Genomic DNA, 21,420 nt, shown 5'->3' on the forward strand with positions numbered 1-21,420 from the left:
TGGCTAGTCTACTGACAAGCGATAAACTGTCAACAAACAAAGAAAACATAAGTTTACGTTTGATTGATATTTAAACAAACCCAGCAATATGGACTGATCATGGATTTACTCTTCGACCGCCAACATATCTGGCATCCCTACACTTCAACGCTGACGCCATTGACTTGTTATCCCGTCACTCACGCTCAAGGTGTCCATCTTTATTTGGAAGATGGGCGACGCTTGATTGATGGAATGTCCTCTTGGTGGGCAACTATTCATGGTTATAACCATCCACACCTTAATTACGCTGCGCATCAGCAAATTGATAAAATGTCACACGTGATGTTTGGCGGTATCACACATCAACCCGCCATTACGCTTTGTAAAAAATTACTGGCATTAGCGCCAAGCAATCTTGAGCACGTATTTTTAGCCGATTCTGGCTCCGTCGCCGTGGAGGTCAGTTTAAAAATGGCGTTGCAATACTGGCATGCAAAAGGTCAACCACGAGCGAAATTTCTCACCTTACGTCATGGCTATCACGGCGATACGTTTGCCGCAATGTCAGTCACTGACCCAGATAACTCGATGCATTCGCTCTACAAAGGTTTTTTGCCGCAGCATATTTTTGCCGATTCGCCAACTTGCGGTTTTTTGGATGAGTGGGATGAACGCGATCTCGATGATTTTCGAGATAAAATCATGCACGCTCATCAAGAGCTTGCGGCGGTGATTTTAGAACCAATTGTGCAAGGTGCTGGCGGTATGCGTATCTATCATCCTCAGTTTTTAAAAGGCGTGCGGGCACTTTGCGATCAATATGGTTTGCTACTGATTGCCGATGAGATTGCAACTGGGTTTGGCCGTACTGGAAAGCTCTTCGCCTGCGAGCACGCTAATATCGCGCCTGATATTTTATGTGTCGGCAAGGCCTTAACGGGTGGCTATATGACGCTTTCGGCCACACTTTCGACCAAGCAAGTCGCCGATACGGTTTGTGCTGGCGAAGCGGGCTGCTTTATGCATGGGCCAACCTTTATGGCTAACCCATTGGCGTGCGCCGTCGCCTGCGCTAGCTTAGAGCTCATCGAACAGGGCGATTGGCAACAGCAAACCCAGCATATTGAAGCGCAATTTGCTCATTTACTGCCTATGCTTAACCGTTTTGAGATGGTAAAAGAGACGCGCTGGCTGGGCGCTATCGGCGTGATTGAAACGCATCGCCCTGTCAATATGGAGGTCATTCAAGCGCTATTTGTTGAGCAAGGGGTCTGGATCCGTCCTTTTGGCTGTTTAATCTATGTGATGCCACCCTTTATTAGCCAAGTAGATGACATTGAAAAACTGATCAACGCTGTAGCTGTGGCATTGCAAAATTCGCAATGCTTTCAAATCGATGGGACTTAAATAGAACCGACACATACTATTGATGCATAAAAAAACCGACTCGCAAGTCGGTTTTTTTACTGTGTTTAACGCATCATGATTAACCGATGTGCGTTGCGCCACCCATGTATGGTTGCAGTACGCTAGGAACGGCAATACGGCCATCGGCTTGTTGGTTGTTTTCCAAAATGGCTACCATAGTACGGCCCACAGCAAGGCCTGAACCGTTCAGCGTGTGTACAAGCTCAGGTTTATTGCCGCCTTTGCGACGGAAACGGGCTTGCATACGACGCGCTTGGAAATCCCACATGTTTGAGCAAGAGGAGATCTCACGGTATGTACCTTGTGCAGGAACCCACACTTCAAGATCGTAAGTTTTGCGAGAGCCAAAGCCCATGTCACCGGCACACAGCACCACTTTACGGTACGGTAGTTCAAGCAATTTCAGCACTTTTTCCGCATGACCGGTTAACTCTTCCAGCGCCGCCATTGAATCTTCTGGGCGCGTGATCTGAACCAATTCGACTTTATCAAATTGGTGCATACGGATAAGACCACGTGTATCGCGACCATACGATCCCGCCTCAGAACGGAAACAAGGTGTATGAGCTGTCATTTTCAATGGCAGATCGGCTTCGTCAGAAATGGTGTCACGCACTAAGTTCGTTACCGGTACTTCAGCCGTTGGGATAAGAGACAGTTTACGTGGCTCTTCATCATTCACTTTTTCAGTTAGTGGCTCAGTATGGAATAGGTCTTGACCAAATTTAGGTAGCTGACCAGTACCGAATAGGCTGTCTGAATTAACAAGGTAAGGCACGTACATTTCTGTATAGCCATGTTCTTGAGTGTGAAGATCCAACATAAATTGTGCAATGGCGCGGTGTAGGCGAGCAAATTGGCCTTTCATCACGATAAAGCGAGCGCCAGTAATTTTAGTCGCACTAGCAAAATCCAAACCACCGGCCATTTCGCCAAGATCAACGTGATCTCTGAGCTCAAAATCGTAAGTTTTGGGTTCGCCCCAACGAGAAACTTCTACGTTGTCATTTTCATCTTTACCGTCAGGAACCGATTCATCTGGTACGTTGGGTACAGACATAGTAATCGCATCCAATTGTGCTTGGATGTCATTCAACTGCGCTTTTTTCGCGTCTAAGTCACTGCCTAGAGAGCCGATTTGTAGCTTGACTGCTTCTGCGCCCGCTTTGTCGCCGGCGGCCATTTTTTGGCCAATTTCTTTGGAGATGGAGTTGCGCGAGGATTGTAAATTTTCAACTTCTACTTGAATGGACTTACGTTGTTCTTCAAGTTGACGAATTGTCTCAACGTCGAGTTTGAAACCGCGACGCGCTAATTTTGCAGCTGTTTCATCCAGCTCAGTGCGAAGTAATTTAGAATCCAGCATTGCTAATCCTATGCTTTTAGTTATGAAAAACGCGCCTGCATCCCTTTCTAATAAGAGCGACGCGTAGAGAAAATTGAACCCGACAAAGATAACGAAAAGAGACTATTTTTCATAGCGCTTTTGTGGGCTTTTTGCATCTAAACTGGCCAAGTAATCTAACTTTTCACCAATTTTGGTTTCTAACCCTCGATTTGTTGGCTGGTAGTAGCGTGTATCGCTCATTTCAGGCGGCAAATAACTTTCGCCAGCCGCGTAAGCTCCCGGTTCATCGTGGGCATAGCGATATTGTGCTCCATAACCAAGATCTTTCATCAAACTGGTTGGTGCATTACGCAAATGGGGCGGCACCTCATACTCTGGCAAATTATGCGCATCAGCTAAGGCTTGCTTCCACGCGCTATACACGGCATTACTTTTGGGCGCGCACGCTAAATAGACAATCGCTTGTGCAATCGCACGTTCACCTTCCGCAGGGCCAACGCGGGTAAAACAGTCCCAAGCGGCGAGCGCCACCTGCATGCCTCTTGGGTCGGCGTTGCCGACATCTTCCGAAGCTATCGCCAATAAACGGCGAGCGATATAAAGTGGATCGCAGCCTGCTGCGATCATTCTGGCCGACCAATACAGCGCCGCATCGGGGTTGGAACCTCGAATCGATTTATGCACCGCAGAGATAAGGTCGTACCAAATATCGCCTTTATTATCAAAGCGCGACACTTTTTCGCCTGCCACTTCGGCCAACAGTTTGAGCGTAATGAGCTTTTCACCTTGCGCATTCTCTTCGGCCATGTCGTACAGCAGCTCAAGATAATTGAGTGACATGCGCGCATCACCATTGACCAATTCAGCCAAACGTTCGAGCACCTTATCCATAAACTGCGCTGCAACTTTACCTAAACCGCGATCGGCATCGTTGATTGCTTGATTGAGCGCCAGCAAAATTTCATCGCTAGCCAGCGAGGTTAATTTGTACACCCGAGCACGAGATAGCAAAGCGTTGTTGAGTTCAAAAGAGGGATTCTCTGTCGTGGCACCAATGAAAGTCACAGTGCCATCTTCAATGTGTGGCAAAAAAGCATCTTGTTGAGATTTATTAAAGCGATGTACTTCGTCTACAAACAAAATAGTACGTCGGCCCGCCATTTTGTTTTCGCGCGCTTTTTCAATGGCAGCACGGATCTCTTTAACGCCGGAAGTTACCGCAGAAACACGTTCAACCTCTGCATTGGCGTAATTCGCCGCTACTTCAGCTAAGGTCGTTTTGCCCGTACCGGGCGGCCCCCACAAGATCATCGAATGAATATGACCAGCCTCTAATGCACGCCGCAAGGGTTTACCCACGCCTAAAATGTGCTGCTGGCCAATATACTGCTCAACCGTCTGAGGGCGCATTCTCGCGGCCAACGGACGGAAATCTTCATCACCCGAAAAATCTAAGCTGTAATTACCCACACTATAGTTACTCACGCCTTAGTCCCTATCTCAATTACGTTGATCATCAACCTCGACACCTTGCGGGATCTGGAACGTGAAACGCGCTTTAGCGGCCGGTGTTAGTTGTACATCGCTAAACGTAAACAGACTCTTCTGCCCATCTTGTTCAATCACGTTAAAACCTTTCACGATCCCTTTCTCATCAATCGCTATCTGAAACTGCCCTTGGTTTGAATCTACCGCGGTTGGCGTTAGGGTGAAATCATCACCGTTTTGTGCAACCTTGTAGTGATCCCAATCACTGGCGCGATTACGAGTCAGCAACACAAAAGGAGTTTGTTCCGTCGCTTGTTCTTGATTATAAATACTCACTTGTTCGATAAATGGACTGTAATACCACAAGGTTTTACCATCAGACACCAGTAAGTTTTCATCAGGAGCGGTCGTTTGCCAACGGAAAAGGCTTGGCCGAACAATATCAACTTTCCCCTGACCTTCCATCACAATATCACCTTCAGGGCTGATCACTTGCTGGGCAAAGGTAGCGCTAAAACCAGCGTTCAGCGCGAGGCGTTGGCTCAACTCGTCTTTTGGCGCAGCCAAAACAGCGACAGAAAAACTACACAGCAACAGGGCTAACACTCTTTTCATGATTACCACACTCCATGGATAACAATTTTTTTGTCTATAACGTTTTCTATAACGTCTATTGATAAGACCCCATTCTTTTAAGAAGCATTCGCTTATAAGAACAGCTCGTTTATAAGGGCTTATTGGCTTGGGTTTGTCAGCGTTTTGTTGAGATTAAACCTCAGGCAGCGCACTTTACTGGCCGCAGCACTGTTTGAATTTTTTGCCACTGGCGCACGGACAAGAATCATTGCGTCCAATCTCTTTAAATGGGTTAACCCGCTGCGTTTTCATGCCGAGCATTAATTCATCAGCCATTAACGCCACTTCAGTGATCATGACATCCAACTGCTCAGCAAAATCACTCAAACTGGGTGGTGTTGCAAAACCCGCTTCGCTCATCTGCTGCTGTGTTTGTGTTTCATCGATGGCTAACATGAAGGTGGTCAACAAAGCTTGCAGCATGCGCAGGCTGCCATCACCAATTGGAGTCTCTAACCATTGCGGTTCAACGACTGGCCAGACGCTCATAAACCCTTCAGCAAAATCAGCCCACTGAGTCGCATTATCTAGCAAGGCTAACGCCGAATATTCGCTACGTTTGAGCAAGTTATATTGCAGATTAATTTGCGCCATCACCGCTGGTTCAAGTGCTTTGACTTGCTCCCCCACTAAAGGTTCTAACCAAGTTGTGGGTTCTAACGGCTTAGTGGCGAAATTGGATGCCAAAATAGCCCCTTCAAAAAAATGAGCGGATTGAGGAGCTGATTGAGGTAGAGAGAGCAATGAGTAGGTCATGAAAATCTGTACAGTTAAAATGGTTGACCAGGGATTATATACCAACTCTTGCATTTAGTGACTTTTGATTCGGTAACCACTACAATCTCGCCTCGAATTTTTAAGGCGAAATGATGATGCGTGTAATTTTGGGCCCAATGGAAGGTGTGCTAGACCACTTGATGCGTGAACTGCTCACCCAGATGAATGATTACGATCTGTGCGTGACTGAATTTGTGCGTGTCGTTGACCAATTATTGCCTGACCACGTTTTTTATCGCCTTTGTCCTGAACTGAAAACAGGCTCAAAAACACAAGCAGGTGTTCCCGTGCACGTTCAACTGCTCGGCCAAGAGCCACATTGGATGGCAGAAAATGCCGCACGAGTTGCTGAATTAGGCGCGCACGGCATTGACTTGAACTTTGGTTGCCCAGCGAAAACGGTCAACAAACACAAAGGCGGTGCGGCGCTGTTACAACATCCGGAATTGATTTATCAAGTGGTAAAATCATGCCGAGATGCGGTACCGAAAGCGATCCCTGTTTCGGCTAAAATCCGCTTAGGTTGGGAAGACCCTAACGACTGCTTTGAAATTGTCGATGCGATTGAACAAGCTGGAGCAAACGAGCTCACAGTTCATGCCCGAACAAAAGCGGGCGGTTATCGCGCCAGTGAAATTAAGTGGGATTACATTAATCAGATACGCCAGAAGACGTCTCTGCCTCTGATCGCTAATGGCGAAATTTGGAACTACGACGATGGTCAAGCCTGTATTAAAGCGACGGGCGTAGAGTCATTGATGGTTTGTCGAGGCGCATTCAACGTTCCCAATTTAGGCAATGTGGTCAAACATAACCATAAAGTGATGCCTTGGCATGAAGTGGTTGATCTGCTCCTGCGCTATTCGCAATTTGAAATTAGAGGCGATAAAGGCTTTTACTATCCCAACCGAGTCAAGCAATGGTTTACCTACTTACGTCAAGAATATCCTCAAGCTAACGAGCTATTTCGCGAAATCAGGACCTTCACCAAATCGGAACCTATCGTGGAGCACATTCAGCGTTACCGTGATCGGTTACAAAACACCTTGTAATGCGTTTTCTTCAGGCTTTCTCAACATCACGCCGAGAAAGCCTGTTGCTGCTTAGTCAACCACTGTGTTAACTAACCCTCTGTGATAACGAAATAAAACCATTAACTGAGTAGAAGGCTATCATCTGCCAGCTCTTCGCCTCGAACTTTCGAAAACATTTCCAGTAGATCAAGCACTTTCATATTGGCACGCTGCTCACCAGACACATCAAGAACAATTTCACCTTGATGCAGCATTACAGTGCGATCACCACACGCTAAAGCATCTTTCATCGAGTGCGTTACCATCATCACCGTCAAGTTAAATTCTTTGACGATTGTTTTGGTCAAATCAATGATAAAGGCCGCCATTCTAGGATCCAGAGCCGCAGTGTGCTCATCAAGCAGTAACAATTTACTGTCAGATAAGGTTGCCATCACTAAGCTAACCGCTTGACGCTGCCCACCAGACAGTAAGCCGATGTTATCGCCTAAACGATCTTCTAATCCCAAACCAAGGATAGCGATTCGCTCTTGAAACAACTTGCGACGTGATGAAGAAAGTGACAGCCCCCACCCTCGGCGCTTGCCGCGCATGTAGGCTAAAGCCATATTCTCTTCAATGGTTAAATCGCCACATGTACCGGCAAGTGGGTCTTGGAATACGCGAGCGCATAAACGTGCACGCTGATCCACGCTCTGGCGCGTGACATCGACTTCATCGATGAGTACTTTGCCTGCCATCATGGGCGTTTCGCCCGTTACAGCGCCTAATAAGGTCGATTTCCCTGCACCATTTGAGCCAATCACAGTTAAAAATTGATGTTCAGGTACTTCGAGGTGAACACCTCTTAACGCTCTATTTTCTAAAATTGTGCCAGGGTTAAACGTGACTTGAATATCTTCTAAACGAATCATAATGTTTCTCCTGACGCTTTATCCTGCTTAGCAACAACCGACTTCTGAGCAGGAGAATTACCCTTTTTTGCTTTGAAGTTCCTTTTCATTTTTGGCGCAATCAGTGCAATGGCCACCAGCACAGCAGTAACTAAGTTGAGATCAGACGCCTGCAAACCGAACATGCCCGAGCTCAAAGCAAAGGCGACCGCTAAACGGTACAGCACTGAACCGACGATGACCGCCAGCACTGCAACCCAGATCCGGCGCCCGGGGATCAACGTCTGCCCCAAGATCACAGCAGCAAGGCCAACGACAATCGTCCCTACGCCCGAAGTTACATCAGCAAAACTGTTGGTTTGCGCAAACAGTGCCCCAGCAAAACCGACAAAACCATTCGATAACGCAAGAGCAAAATAGGTATAAAACGAGGTGCTTCCGCCTTGTGCTCTCACCATGCGGGCATTAACGCCCGTAGCACGCAGTCCAAGTCCAAAGTCACTGTTTAATAATCGCACCACAAACCAGGCCGAAATCAAGACCAATACACCCACGACCAGCGGGCGAATGTAAACCGAGTCACCCATGGCTTCAAAGGGCGTAAGAATGGTCTCCTCCCCAAGCAGAGCAATATTGGGGCGTCCCATAATACGAATATTGATGGAGAAGGCGGCAATCATGGTGAGAATCGACGCCAATAGATGCAAAATACCGCAGCGAACCGCAAGAAATGCAGTCACCCAACCGGTAAAGGCACCCGCAAGTATTGCCATTCCTGTAGCAACCCAAGGGTTAATACCTGCCACAATCGCCGTTGCGGCCACCGCAGCGCCCATCGGGAAGCTGCCGTCAACGCTTAAATCGGGGAAATCAAGGACACGGAAAGTGAGGTAAACACCCAATGCCACTAATCCGTACAGCAGCCCTATCTCTAGAGCGCCAAAAAAAGCAAAAGCAGACATAACAACTCCTTTCTCTGCTTAAACAGAGCTAAAGCCTTCGCTCTAGCTCTGAATGGTCTTTATTTTACGCTCGTAGCACGATCAAGTACTGACTGAGGAATCGTTACGCCCAGTTTTTCCGCTGCGGTTTTGTTGATCATTAAATCAGACCCTTTGGCCACTTTAACATCCAGTTTACCCGGTGCTTGGCCTTCCAAGATAGCGACAACATAGTCCGCGGTTTGTACGCCAATTTGGTAATAATCAAAGCCAAGGCTAGCAATCGCTCCGCGTTCAACATAAGAGGTTGCTGCGCCAAATACTGGGGTCTTAGCTTGGTTTGCCGAAACAATCATCCCTTCAATCGCACTGGCGACAGTATTATCAATCAAGGCATAGATAATGTCTGATTTTGAGGCAATCGCCTGTGTCGCAGTTTGTACGTCTGCGCTTTTTAAGGCTGTCGCTTCAATAAGTTTAATGCCATGTTTTTGAGTGCTCGATTTAAGCAGTTCCATCAAGCTCACTGCATTCGCCTCTCCGGGGTTATACACTACCCCGATAGATTTCACGTTTGGCATGATCTCTTTGATCAGCTCAATGTGCTGTTCAACTGGCGATAGATCAGAAAGCCCGGTCACGTTCTTACCCGGTTGCTCAAGTTTTTTTACCAATTTAGCACCGACAGGATCGGTCACCGCCGTGAACACGACAGGAATAGTTTTGGTTGCAGAGACGAGCGCTTGCGCCGTGGGGGTTGCGATGCCGACTAACACATCAGGATTTTCCCCGACAAATTGGCGCGCAATTTGAACAGCAATGGCTGGGTTGCCTTGCGCGGTTTTAAAATCAAAATCTAGATTTTTGCCTTGTTCATAACCTTTTGCTTTTAAACCATCAAGTAAACCTTGTCTGGTTGCGTCTAAAGCTGGGTGCTCAACAATTTGCGATACGGCGACTTTCGCTGTTTTGGCCATGATGCTTGTGGAAGAGAGTAATACTGCTCCTGCAAAAACGGCGGTAACAATGGCTTTGCCTGCTTTCATCTTAACTCCTTGATTTAAGCATTATACCCTTCCTACTTAAAGCGGTAGCAGTGCTAGCAAATGCGCTCATCCCGTTAAACACAGTTAACCTGTGCCACATTAGGATTCATCCCATTGCAGATTGCTTACAACTTCATATTGTTTGGGTATACATGTTGGATGTTGTGTTTTTAATATTTTTATGTACGCGCACTGAGCGTCGCTGACAACATTATTACCAGTAACTCAGGCTAAAGGGAAGTGAGGTTTAACAGTAAAGTAACAAAAAGAGAGCTAAGAATAAGGCGAAAGTTGAATAACAAAGAGGAGTTCACTGCGGAAGCCCTCTTTGCCTTTTATTCACATGATAACTGGGTGACTAGAACCAGCGTTCTAACGCGGCTTCATCTAACTGCCGGAATGCTCGGTTGAGGATAGCAGCCAGCTCTTTGTATCTCGGCTTCGCTTTGATTGGCTCTAAAGCAAAACCAGTATCGACAATCTTCTGGTACAGCTCTCGGTACCACCCAGCAAGCGAAGGTGGAAGTTGGGTATTGGCGCGATTTCCCAGCCACCACATACCTTGTAGCGGTAAGCTTATGGCAAAAAGTGCCACTACCACTGCTTGGGGCATCGCCTGTGTATTTTCAAAAACCATCTGTGTCAATACACTGATTGCGGCGATAGCTGGCATAGCCTTCACGCCAAAACGCGTGGCTTTAATGATCCGTTGCTCAGGAAAAATGAGGCCTAGCTCTTTGCGCACAGGCCAAACATCCATATATTTCTGACCATCTTTCAGGCTGTGAACGATTCCAACTTTGTTATTCATAGCGCGCCCTCACTCTCGATGCTGCCCATTTAACTAAAAAATAGTTTAATGATTCAACTAATCTAGTAAAAAATTGATAGAAGTTAATATTATTTCAATTTTTTTTTGTTATATTGGCCCATTATCGCTATTCTTTGCGAGCCCTCAATCTCATTGTTGCCGTTATTTACAATTTAGGCAACTCCGAGATGAAATCTGCAAGGAATGCATCGACGACTTTACGTTAAAAGCCCCGTCTCATTATACGGAAATTCAAGTTTTATTGACCAAGATTAGTAGCGCTCCACAACGGTTCTACTATTCTTGTGAATGATTTTTATCCTAACCGATTATTACAGGTAGTCACACATGTCTAAGCTAGTTTTAGTTTTAAACTGCGGTAGTTCTTCTCTTAAATTTGCTGTTGTCGATGCAGAAACAGGTGCTGAGCACCTATCAGGTCTTGCTGAATGTCTTCACCTTCCTGAAGCACGTATCAAGTGGAAACTTGACGGTAAACACGAAGCGCAACTAGGCGAAGGTGCAGCGCACGAAGAAGCACTCGCGTTTATGGTTGAAACTATTCTTGCTTCTAAGCCAGAGCTTAAAGCTAACCTTGGCGCTATCGGTCACCGTATCGTACACGGTGGTGAGCAGTTCACTCAATCTGCACTTATCTCTGATGATGTACTGAAAGGTATTCAAGACGCTGCAACCTTTGCACCGCTTCATAACCCAGCACACATCATCGGTATCGAAGCCGCTAAGAAAAACTTCCCTGAGCTTCAAAACGTGGCTGTGTTTGATACTGCGTTCCATCAAACTATGCCTGAAGAGTCTTTCCTATACGCTCTTCCGTACAATCTATACAAAGAGCATGGTATCCGTCGTTATGGCATGCATGGTACTTCACACTTATTCATCACTCGTGAAGTTGCAGGCCTACTCAACAAGCCAGTTGAAGAAGTTAACATCATCAACTGTCACCTAGGCAATGGTGCTTCTGTTTGTGCGATCAAAAACGGTCAATCAGTTGATACTTCAATGGGTCTAACGCCGCTTGAAGGTTTGGTGATGGGCACACGTTGTGGTGACATCGACCCTGCAATCATCTTCCACCTGCACGATGCACTGGGTTACTCTGTTGATCAAATCAACACTATGCTAACCAAAGAGTCTGGCCTACAAGGCTTAACACAAGTGACTTCGGATTGCCGTTTTGTTGAAGATAACTACGGTGAGAAAGAAGAAGCGACTCGTGCAATGGACGTGTTCTGCCATCGCCTAGCAAAATACGTGGCTGGCTACACAGCAAGCCTTGACGGTCGCCTAGACGCTATCGTCTTCACTGGTGGTATCGGTGAGAACTCAGGCCCTATCCGTGAAATGGTACTAAACCGTTTGGCTATCTTCGGTATCGAAGTCGACAGCGCAGCAAACCTAAAAGCACGTTTTGGCGGCGAAGGTGTGATCACAACGGCAAACAGCCGTATTCCAGCTATGGTTATCTCGACCAATGAAGAGCTAGTGATTGCTGAAGATACTGCTCGTCTGGCAGGTCTTTAATTGACTTTCTGGCTAACTCTCTGAGTTAGCCAGTTTTTTACCGGGGCTCAACCCTTAGTTTCTAGCGATTTAGGTCAGCAGGCTTATTTCCGAAGAAGGTCATGTTGGGCTTTGTTCCTTTTTCAATCTAGTTTCGGTTAGATTGATTTCAATAGTTTGAGGTACTCTACTCATGTCCCGTACTATTATGCTTATCCCTATCAGCGCTGGTGTTGGTCTTACCAGCGTGAGCATGGGTGTCCTTCGCGCCATGGAGCGTAAAGGTGTTAGCGTTTCTTTTTATAAGCCTATTGCACAACCTCGCTCGGGTGGCGATCAACCTGATCTCACTTCAACGATTATCGGTCGCAACAGCGACATCAGCATTGCAGAACCGATGATGATGTCAGCGGCAGAAACGTTGATCGGTAGCGAAAAGATGGATGTGTTGCTTGAAACCGTCGTTGAGCGTTACAACCACATCAATAAAGATTCTGAAGTAACGCTGATTGAAGGCCTTGTGCCAACACGCAAACACCCATTCGCGAACCAAGTGAACGCAGAAATTGCCAAAACACTGGGCGCAGAAATTGTGTTTGTCGCGACACCGGGAACGGACAACCCAACTCAGTTGAAAGAGCGTATTGAAGTTGCGTGCTCAAACTTTGGTGGAACAAAAAATAAAAACATTTCAGGTGTTATTATCAACAAGCTTAATGCCCCTGTTGATGAAGCAGGCCGTACTCGCCCTGACTTATCAGAAATTTTTGATGATGCAGATAGCGCGAAACAAGCCAATTTAGAAGTGATGCAGATCTTCAACACCAGCCCAATTCGTGTGTTAGGTTGCGTACCTTGGAGTATCGATCTTATCGCGACTCGTGCTATTGATATGGCCAAACACCTGAAAGCTGAAATCATTAATGAAGGTGAAATTAAGTCTCGCCGTATTAAGAGCATCACTTTCTGTGCGCGTTCTTTGCCACACATGATTGAGCACTTTAAGCCAGGGTCACTCTTAGTGACATCGGCCGATCGTCCTGACGTGATTGTTGCCGCCTCTCTGGCCGCAATGAATGGCGTTGAAATTGGTGCGGTGCTGCTGACTGGCGGTTACGACATGCCACAAGAGATTGTGAACCTATGTAAACCAGCCTTTGAAAGCGGCTTGCCTATTTTTAAAGCGCAAGGTAACACTTGGCAAACGTCACTCAACCTACAAAGCTTTAGCCTAGAAGTTCCAGCTGACGATAAAGAACGTATCGAGTTCATCAGCGATCATGTTGCTAGCCACATCGATGGCCCTTGGATTAATTCGCTCACTGAGGGCACGCAAGGTATTCGTCGCCTTAGCCCGCCAGCATTCCGTTACCAGTTAACTGAGTATGCTCGTCGTGCAGGTAAACGTATTGTGCTTCCTGAAGGGGATGAACCACGCACGGTAAAAGCGGCATCTATTTGTGCTGAGCGCGGTATTGCGACTTGTGTTCTACTTGGTAACCCTGATGAAATCCGCCGTGTTGCTGCGCAGCAAGGTGTTGAGTTAGGTGCTGGCGTTGAAATTATCGATGCTGACTCAGTACGCGAAAACTACGTTGCTCGCTTGGTTGAGCTGCGTGGTTCAAAAGGCATGACGGAAGTTGTGGCTCGTGAAAAACTGCAAGATTCAGTATTCCTTGGCACAATGATGCTTGAAGCGGATGAAGTTGACGGTTTGGTTTCTGGTGCGGTTCATACCACAGCCAACACCATTGTTCCTCCATTCCAAATCATTAAGACCGCGCCAAATGCCTCGATTGTATCCTCTATCTTCTTCATGCTATTGCCTGATCAAGTGTTGGTATACGGCGACTGCGCCATCAACCCAGATCCAAATGCTGAACAGCTTGCTGAAATTGCGATTCAATCGGCCGATTCTGCAGCGGCATTCGGCATTGACCCGCGCGTGGCGATGATCTCCTACTCGACAGGTGAATCAGGTAAAGGTGCTGATGTAGATAAAGTGCGTGAAGCGACGCGCATTGCTCAAGAGAAACGTCCAGATCTTATTATCGACGGTCCTCTGCAATACGATGCTGCAATCATGGAAAACGTGGCGGCTTCTAAAGCACCAAACTCTCCAGTCGCTGGTAAAGCAACGGTATTTGTCTTCCCTGACCTAAACACAGGTAATACAACTTACAAAGCAGTACAACGCTCAGCAGACCTTGTTTCTATCGGTCCAATGCTGCAAGGCATGCGTAAACCAGTAAACGATTTGTCTCGCGGTGCGTTGGTTGACGACATTGTTTACACAATCGCGTTGACGGCGATTCAAGCAAGCCAAGAAACAAAATAAAATTCTTAGCTTAACTTGCTGATTAAAAGGCTCTTATGTATCACATAAGAGCCTTTTTTATAGCACACTTCCACCCTCGTTATAACCCAATAAAACCGCGCTCATGGGGCGTATCAAGATCAAGATCCGGCCCCTTAGGTACCACTTGCGTTGGGTTAATACCGATATGGCTGAAATAATAGTGGCGTTTGATGTGGTAAAAATCGGTCGTTTGTTTGATACCGTCGATTTGGTAAAGCTCTTTTAAGTAACCGCTTAAGTTCTCATAATCGGCGATACGCTGTTTATTGCATTTAAAATGCCCGACGTAAACAGCATCAAAACGGATAAGTGTAGTGAATAAACGCCAATCCGCCTCGGTGATCTGGTTACCGACCAAGTAGCGATACGTCGCTAAATGATTGTTGACCTTATCTAATGCCGTAAAGAGTGCATCATAAGCATCGTCATAGGCCTCTTGCGTGGTCGCAAACCCACATCGATAGACGCCATTATTAATATTGGGGTAGATATACGCATTCCATTCATCGATAGCTTTGCTGAGTGCTTGCGGATAGTAGTCGTGCTGGTTACCCGTTAACTCATTAAATGCACTGTTAAACATGCGAATAATCTCAGAAGATTCATTGCTAACAATGGTATTGGTCTTCTTATCCCACAGCACAGGTACAGTTACTCGCCCTGAATAATCTACCTTTGCTTTGGTGTAGATTTGGTGGAGTTTGGTATAGCCGAACAGTGGTTCAGGAATACCAAAAGACCAGCCTTCACTTAGCATGTCAGGGCAAACGACCGTAACATCAATGTGTTCGGTGAGTGATTTAAGCTGGCGAAAAATCAATGTACGGTGAGCCCAAGGGCATGCCAAAGAGACATACAGATGATAACGGTCCGATTCTGGTTGAAATCGTGCGTCTGGCTGGCTGTCGACCCAGTGTCTGAATCCTGCCTCTTCGCGAACAAAACGCCCAGCGCTGCTTTTGGTGTCATACCAAACATCGTGCCAGACGCCTTCAACTAATTTTCCCATGATCTCCACTCCTCATTCCGATGACTTTTTTATTATAAGTAGGATAGAAAATGGTAAAACCGGAGGAAGTTGTCCTTGTTATTCAGAAATTTTGAACAGTGCGATTTACCCCGCTAAGCGCACAGATAAAAAAAGCGCGACCCAGAAATGCGTCGCGCTTAAGCCTGTCACAGGCTAAATTTAGAGCTCGACATGTAAACAAGACACAGCATGTTCATCACTGCCTTTAATCTGCGGTTTTTGCTGTGCACAGATTTCCGTCGCTTGAGGACAGCGGGTACGGAAAACACATCCAGAAGGCGGGTTGATTGGCGAGGGTAAATCCCCTTCTAGCATCTGAATTTTCTTAGCACGCTCCAGTTTCGGATCTGGAATTGGCACAGCCGACATCAAAGCTTTGGTGTAAGGGTGTGATGGATTCGCAAACAACGCCTCAGAGGTGCCAAGCTCGACCGCATTGCCTAAATACATCACGAGTACACGATCAGAGATGTGTTTCACTACCGATAAATCATGGGCAATAAAAACCAAACTTAAACCAAGCTCATTTTGCAGCTCTTTGAGCAGGTTAACCACCTGCGCTTGGATTGAAACATCCAAAGCAGAAACTGGCTCATCACAGATGATCATTTTCGGTTTTAAAATGAGCGCACGGGCAATACCAATACGTTGACACTGACCACCAGAGAATTCATGGGGATAGCGGTTAATGACGTTCGGCAATAAACCGACTTTTGTCATCATCTCTTTTACACGATCCTTTACTTCTTGTTTCGAAAGTTCTGGATAAAAGGTTTGAAGTGGCTCTGCAATAATATCGCCAACCGACATTCTTGGGTTCAATGACGCCAGTGGGTCTTGGAAAATCATCTGAATTTGCTTACGGGTTTTGCGACGCTCAACCTCATGCATTTTCGTCAAATCATTTCCTAGCCACACCACTTCACCCTCGGTGGCTTCGACTAAACCAATGATCGCTCGCGCAAAAGTAGACTTTCCGCAACCTGATTCGCCTACTACGCCGAGAGTTTCACCCTCATATAGGCGCACATTAACGCCATCTACGGCTTTTAGGTTCGATGGTTTAGACCACGGCCACGCGGATTTAGAGGCAATGTTGAAGTGAACTTTGAGGTTCTTTACATCCAGTAATAATGGTTTTTGTTCGCTCATTTAACCCAAGCCTCCCAATCAGAAAAACAGGCACGTTGGCGACCATCAGCAAATGGCAATAAAATAGGTGCTTCACGTTTACAGCGTTCTGTCACTCGGTGGCAGCGCTCTTGATAAGGGCAACCCGGTGGCAATCGTAGCAAGTTAGGTGGGTTTCCAGGAATTGTTGGTAATATTTCACCTTCCGTATCCAAACGAGGAATGGCTTTTAATAAACCTTCAGCGTAAGGGTGACTCGGGTTGTAGAAAATTTCATCCACAGAGCCATATTCCATCGTACGCCCAGCATACATTACCAATACTTTGTCACATGAACCCGCAACCACACCTAGATCATGGGTGATCATGATAATGGCGGTATTGAATTCGCTTTTGAGCTCGTTCAACAAATCCATAATTTGGGCTTGTACCGTTACGTCCAATGCGGTGGTGGGTTCATCGGCAATCAGTAACTTAGGCCGGCATAACAACGCCATTGCAATCATAACGCGTTGACGCATACCGCCAGAAAACTCATGCGGATACATGGTAATTCGCTTACGCGCTTCGGGGATTTTAACCGCCTCTAGCATACGTACCGACTCTTCAAATGCGGCCGACTTGCTCATTCCTTTGTGCAGCATCAGCACTTCCATCAACTGCTCGCTGACCTTCATATAGGGATTCAGTGACGTCATTGGGTCTTGGAAGATCATCGCAATTTGTTCAGCGCGCACTTTGTTCAAGGCTTTTTCTGGCAAATTGAGGATCTCTTTCCCTTCAAATTTTGCGCTACCCGTGATAATACCATTTTTGGCAAGTAGGCCCATAATAGCGAACACGGTTTGCGATTTACCAGAGCCAGACTCCCCTACGATACCGAGGGTTTCGCCTTGCTCCAGTGAAAAAGTTAAATCGTTGACAGCGGTAACAATACCATCTTGAGTGGTAAATTCGACCCGTAGATCTTTGACATCTAATAAGCTCATTATTGCTTCCTTAATCTTTTAATTATCGGTCTTTAGGATCAAGCGCATCGCGCAGACCATCACCGACATAGTTAAAGCAAAACAGGGTGACCACCATGAACGCGGCTGGGAAAGCAAGTTGCCAAATAGCGACTTCCATTGTTTGTGAACCTTCTTGAAGAAGTGCTCCCCAGCTTGTCATCGGCTCTTGAACACCAAGACCAAGGAAAGATAAAAATGACTCTGTCAAAATCATACTTGGGATCAACAGCGTCGAATAGACCGCTACAATACCCAACACGTTTGGCACAATATGGCGTGTAATAATTTTCCAGTTGCTGACGCCACACACATGTGCCGCTTCAATAAACTCTTTGCTGCGTAGGCTCAAGGTTTGGCCACGCACAATTCGCGCCATATCAAGCCATGCAATCGCACCGATAGCGACGAAGATAAGTACGATATTGCGGCCAAAGAACGTGACCAACACAATCACAAGGAACATGAAAGGAACAGCGTATAGAATCTCCAAAATACGCATCATAATGCGGTCTACTTTACCGCCAATGAAGCCCGACGCCGCACCATAAAGTGTGCCGATCAGAACAGCAACCAACGCGCCCATTACGCCAACCATCAGCGAAATTCGCCCACCAACTAAGGTACGCACATACAAATCACGTCCAAGGCTATCGGTGCCAAACCAGTGATCCGCATTGGGCCCAACGTGCATTGAATACCAGTCCGTATTGTCATAGGTATACGGGGCCATCATCGGTAGTACGATCACCGCAAGGGTCATCATCGTCAGAATACATAAACTGACCATGGCCGCTTTGTTACGCATAAAGCGAATGCGCGCATCTTGCCATAAGCTGCGGCCCGCTATTTCTAAGTTTTCAGAAAACTTCTCAACCGCGGCTAGGTTTTCTCTTTTCGTTAACATAACCATACGTCCCTGTTAGTAGCGAATTTTCGGGTCAATGACCGCAAGCAAAATATCAACAATGGCGTTGAAAAGAATAAATAGGAAACCAATTAAAATGGTCACACCCATCACCAATGAGTAATCGCGGTTAAATGCAGCGTTAACAAACAGCTTACCGATACCCGGTAGACCGAAAATCGTTTCAATCACCACAGACCCCGTAATAATACCGACAAACGCAGGCCCCATGTACGACACAACAGGCAGTAAAGCTGGCTTCAACGCATGGTTAACAACGATATAGGGATAACTCAATCCTTTCGCGCGTGCCGTGCGAATAAAGTTACTGTTGAGTGTTTCTATCATTGAGCCACGGGTGATGCGGGCAAAGGTGGCAATATAGAGCATCGACATACCCAGCACTGGCAGTACTAAATATTGGAAACTTCCATCTAACCAACCACCAGCCGGGAATATTTTCCAATGCAAGGAGAAGAGATAAATTAAAGCTGGGGCGAGAACAAACGACGGCATCACCACGCCAATCATTGCCGTCGACATGATGGTGTAGTCAATCCAAGTGTTGTGTTTTAGTGCGGCAATCGTACCGATGGAAACACCCGCGATAACAGTAAAAATAAACGCGATAAAGCCGACTTTTGCCGAGACAGGCAAGGCAACGGCGATCAATTCATTCACCGTATAATCTTGGTATTTGAATGATGGACCAAAATCACCTTGCAAAATATTGGTCAAGTAGGTGAAGTATTGCTCAGAGACGGGTTTGTCTAAGCCATATTTGGCCTCAATGTTGGCCATCACTTCCGGTGGTAAAGGACGTTCGCTTGAGAATGGGTTACCCGGAGCGAAACGCATGAGAAAGAAAGATACTGTGATCAATACCAACATGGTTGGTATCGCTTCCAATATCCTTTTTGCGATGAATTTAAGCATAAACTCACTCTTTCAGTCTGTGACAATGAAAATTAGAAAGACGCTGCATGTAAATTACTATCTGAAGATAGCTACATGCAGTGTCTAAGTCGTTATATTTTTATCAGCGTAAGTGGACTTACTTTGCTGTGATATAAAGATCTTTTGAGTAGATCTTCTCTTCCGCGTTATTCATCGGGAAGCCGCCTACATTAGGAGATAATAAACGAGATTTAACATACTGATAGATAGGGGCAATCGGCATATCTTTGGTTAATAGTTTCTCAGCATCCAGATATAGCTTAGTACGCTCCTCTTCAGAGGTTGATTTTAACGCTTTATCAATAATGGCATCGTATTCAGCGCTTTGGTAGTGCAAACCACCCGTGGTGTTATTGCTCACCATCAAGGTCAGGAATGAAGACGCTTCATTATAGTCACCACACCAACCAGCACGTGCCACTTCAAAGTTACCTTGATCTTTAGAATCTAGATAGGTTTTCCACTCTTGGTTCTCTAATACGACATTAATACCGAGCGTTTTTTTCCACATAGAACCCAGTGCTACAGCGATTTTCTTGTGGTTTTCCGATGTATTGTAGAGGAGGCTGAATTTCAGAGGGTTGTCTTTATTAAAGCCCGCTTCAGCCAACAATTTTGCCGCTTCTGCATCGCGCTCTTTTTGCGTCATCTTGCCATATGCTGGCATTTGAGGATTAAAGCCTGCAGTAATTTCAGGTGTTAAGAAATAAGCTGGTTTTTGGCCTTGCCCCAAAATCGCATCACTCACAATGTTACGGTCGATAGCGTAAGAAATCGCTTTACGCACGCGAACGTCGTCAAAGGGTGCCTTTTTGGTATTGAACAGATAGTAATAAGTACACAAGTTACCCTGAATCGATACTGATTCCGGGTGTTCTTTCTTCAGACGCTTGAAGTGCTCGGTGGGTAATTCATAAGAGATATCGATTTCGCCTGCTAGGAAACGGTTCATTTCTGATACTTGGTTTTCTATGGGCAAGAAGGTGACTTTGTTAATGACTGTTTTGTCATTGTCCCAATATTGCTCGTTACGTTTTAATACTAAACGCTCATTGACAACCCATTGATCAACAACGTAGGCACCGTTGCCAACAAAATGCTCAGGCTTGGTCCATTGGTCACCAAACTTTTCAACCGTCGCTTTATGGACTGGTTTCACGGTTGTGTGGCCCATCATCATGACGAAATAAGGCACAGCATCTTCAAGTTCAACAACGAGCGTATGGTCATCTTTAGCTTTAACGCCAAGTTCACTTTTGTCTTTCGTTCCTGCAATAATCTCTTTTGCATTTTTCATCTTGGTATATTCCATATACCAAGAGTAAGGAGAAGCCGTTACAGGATCGACGGCGCGCTGGAAGCTGAAAACAAAATCACCAGCCGTGACAGGATCACCATTTGACCATTTTGCATTTTTGCGCAAATGGAAAATAAAGGTTTTGTTGTCTGCGGTTTCCCAGCTCTCTGCAACCCCAGGAATGGTTTTACCATCCGCGTCTTGGTTTACAAGCCCTTCCAATAAGTCACGAATTACGTGCGACTCAGGAACACCTTGGGATTTGTGAGGATCGAGTGTGGCGACTTCAGTACCGTTACCACGAACGATTTCCTGAACTTTGGCCAATTTGGTTCCGGCTGGAACATCAGCCGCGATAGAAAAAGTAGAAGTGGCAGCCACTGCCATACCCGCCCCTAGAAGAAGGGCTTGGGTGATTTTATTTTTATACATGCATAAACTCCAAGTTTTTATTTTTGCATCCATGACTTCCTTGAGAGCTCTCTAGCATCGCTAGAACTTTAGATTTATTTAGCGCAAAAACTAAGCAGAAAAATCTAAAAACTCCTAAGGATAGCGGCACACATTAGCAACCATTGAAGTAATTTGCCATAAAATCGTAGCAAAAAAATGCATAATTCCATGGTTTACCTAATGGAATAGATAAATAGCCCAACAATTAACTCAAACTCAGTGAATTAAAGTTATCAAGCGCCATCTGGTCAGACCATAGTGCTAAATCATCTAGTGTTGAGTACATTTTCAGCACGTTTCACTGGAAAATTAGCCTTTTTTTAACATCTTAGTTACGTTAGATCTAACTTAAAGGGATAATCCTGCCATCT

The 21,420-nt window shown here is 46.0% G+C and carries 18 protein-coding genes; 4 read left to right on the forward strand and 14 right to left on the reverse strand.

Translation table 11 applies throughout. The annotated features are described in order from the left end of the window. Nucleotides 1-99: 99 nt before the first annotated feature. Nucleotides 100-1,389 carry an adenosylmethionine--8-amino-7-oxononanoate transaminase gene (gene bioA, locus EXZ60_RS04130; RefSeq protein ID WP_277435323.1) on the forward strand — a complete coding sequence of 430 codons (1,290 nt, stop codon included), beginning with the start codon at nt 100-102 and terminating at the stop codon, nt 1,387-1,389. 79 nt (nt 1,390-1,468) lie between these two features. On the opposite strand, the gene serS is transcribed toward bioA, so the two are convergent. The 4 genes from serS to EXZ60_RS04150 form a co-directional block, all read right to left on the reverse strand. Continuing rightward, on the reverse strand, nt 1,469-2,776 hold the full coding sequence (serS, locus tag EXZ60_RS04135) for a serine--tRNA ligase (protein ID WP_096036519.1): 1,308 nt from the start codon (nt 2,774-2,776) through the stop codon (nt 1,469-1,471). A gap of 102 nt (nt 2,777-2,878) precedes the next feature. Next, nucleotides 2,879-4,228 (reverse strand): replication-associated recombination protein A, encoded by a 1,350-nt coding sequence (locus EXZ60_RS04140; protein ID WP_094145614.1) that lies wholly within the window; start codon nt 4,226-4,228, stop codon nt 2,879-2,881. 30 nt (nt 4,229-4,258) lie between these two features. Continuing rightward, a complete protein-coding gene (lolA, locus tag EXZ60_RS04145; protein ID WP_047687948.1) occupies nt 4,259-4,861 on the reverse strand; it encodes an outer membrane lipoprotein chaperone LolA in 603 nt (200 codons plus the stop codon). Nucleotides 4,862-5,035: 174 nt separating this feature from the next. Further along, nucleotides 5,036-5,692: an SEC-C metal-binding domain-containing protein gene (locus EXZ60_RS04150; protein ID WP_277435324.1), complete on the reverse strand. Its 657-nt coding sequence runs from the start codon at nt 5,690-5,692 to the stop codon at nt 5,036-5,038. Nucleotides 5,693-5,754: 62 nt separating this feature from the next. Here EXZ60_RS04150 and dusC point away from each other — a divergent pair, with 62 nt between their 5' ends. Next, nucleotides 5,755-6,711: a tRNA dihydrouridine(16) synthase DusC gene (gene dusC, locus EXZ60_RS04155; RefSeq protein WP_088718024.1), complete on the forward strand. Its 957-nt coding sequence runs from the start codon at nt 5,755-5,757 to the stop codon at nt 6,709-6,711. A gap of 101 nt (nt 6,712-6,812) precedes the next feature. On the opposite strand, the gene EXZ60_RS04160 is transcribed toward dusC, so the two are convergent. From EXZ60_RS04160 to yfbV, 4 genes are all read right to left on the reverse strand, one after another. Then, nucleotides 6,813-7,607, reverse strand: a complete 795-nt coding sequence (locus tag EXZ60_RS04160) for an ABC transporter ATP-binding protein (protein ID WP_277435325.1) — start codon at nt 7,605-7,607, stop codon at nt 6,813-6,815. Further along, complete coding sequence (locus EXZ60_RS04165) at nt 7,604-8,548, reverse strand: ABC transporter permease (RefSeq protein WP_013856502.1); 945 nt, start codon at nt 8,546-8,548, stop codon at nt 7,604-7,606. Before EXZ60_RS04165 ends, EXZ60_RS04160 begins: the two co-directional genes overlap by 4 nt. Before the next feature lie 59 nt (nt 8,549-8,607). Next, on the reverse strand, nt 8,608-9,573 hold the full coding sequence (locus EXZ60_RS04170; protein ID WP_017048094.1) for an ABC transporter substrate-binding protein: 966 nt from the start codon (nt 9,571-9,573) through the stop codon (nt 8,608-8,610). A gap of 358 nt (nt 9,574-9,931) precedes the next feature. Further along, the gene (yfbV, locus tag EXZ60_RS04175; protein ID WP_017045157.1) at nt 9,932-10,384 is read right to left on the reverse strand and encodes a terminus macrodomain insulation protein YfbV; all 453 of its coding nucleotides are present in this window, start codon (nt 10,382-10,384) and stop codon (nt 9,932-9,934) included. Nucleotides 10,385-10,732: 348 nt separating this feature from the next. On the opposite strand from yfbV, the gene EXZ60_RS04180 reads away from it, so the two are divergent. Together EXZ60_RS04180 and pta are read left to right on the forward strand one after the other, a co-directional pair. Beyond that, nucleotides 10,733-11,929: an acetate kinase gene (locus EXZ60_RS04180; RefSeq protein WP_013856499.1), complete on the forward strand. Its 1,197-nt coding sequence runs from the start codon at nt 10,733-10,735 to the stop codon at nt 11,927-11,929. Nucleotides 11,930-12,101: 172 nt separating this feature from the next. Next, nucleotides 12,102-14,246, forward strand: coding sequence for a phosphate acetyltransferase (pta, locus tag EXZ60_RS04185; protein ID WP_013856498.1), 2,145 nt, complete (start codon nt 12,102-12,104; stop codon nt 14,244-14,246). A 79-nt stretch (nt 14,247-14,325) separates the two neighbouring features. On the opposite strand, the gene EXZ60_RS04190 is transcribed toward pta, so the two are convergent. The 6 genes from EXZ60_RS04190 to EXZ60_RS04215 form a co-directional block, all read right to left on the reverse strand. Next, the gene (locus EXZ60_RS04190; protein WP_277435326.1) at nt 14,326-15,276 is read right to left on the reverse strand and encodes a glutathione S-transferase family protein; all 951 of its coding nucleotides are present in this window, start codon (nt 15,274-15,276) and stop codon (nt 14,326-14,328) included. Between the two features lie 180 nt (nt 15,277-15,456). After that, nucleotides 15,457-16,449: a murein tripeptide/oligopeptide ABC transporter ATP binding protein OppF gene (gene oppF, locus EXZ60_RS04195; protein WP_010319732.1), complete on the reverse strand. Its 993-nt coding sequence runs from the start codon at nt 16,447-16,449 to the stop codon at nt 15,457-15,459. Continuing rightward, nucleotides 16,446-17,417 carry an ABC transporter ATP-binding protein gene (locus EXZ60_RS04200; RefSeq protein ID WP_010319733.1) on the reverse strand — a complete coding sequence of 324 codons (972 nt, stop codon included), beginning with the start codon at nt 17,415-17,417 and terminating at the stop codon, nt 16,446-16,448. Before EXZ60_RS04200 ends, oppF begins: the two co-directional genes overlap by 4 nt. A gap of 22 nt (nt 17,418-17,439) precedes the next feature. Then, a complete protein-coding gene (oppC, locus tag EXZ60_RS04205; RefSeq protein WP_194575538.1) occupies nt 17,440-18,342 on the reverse strand; it encodes an oligopeptide ABC transporter permease OppC in 903 nt (300 codons plus the stop codon). 15 nt (nt 18,343-18,357) lie between these two features. Continuing rightward, a complete protein-coding gene (gene oppB / locus EXZ60_RS04210; protein WP_013856495.1) occupies nt 18,358-19,278 on the reverse strand; it encodes an oligopeptide ABC transporter permease OppB in 921 nt (306 codons plus the stop codon). A 118-nt stretch (nt 19,279-19,396) separates the two neighbouring features. Next, nucleotides 19,397-21,028, reverse strand: coding sequence for an ABC transporter substrate-binding protein (locus tag EXZ60_RS04215; protein WP_141195622.1), 1,632 nt, complete (start codon nt 21,026-21,028; stop codon nt 19,397-19,399). Nucleotides 21,029-21,420: the final 392 nt, after the last annotated feature.

This window comes from Vibrio sp. 1151_11, from assembly GCF_029478525.1.
Taxonomy (GTDB): domain Bacteria; phylum Pseudomonadota; class Gammaproteobacteria; order Enterobacterales; family Vibrionaceae; genus Vibrio; species Vibrio anguillarum.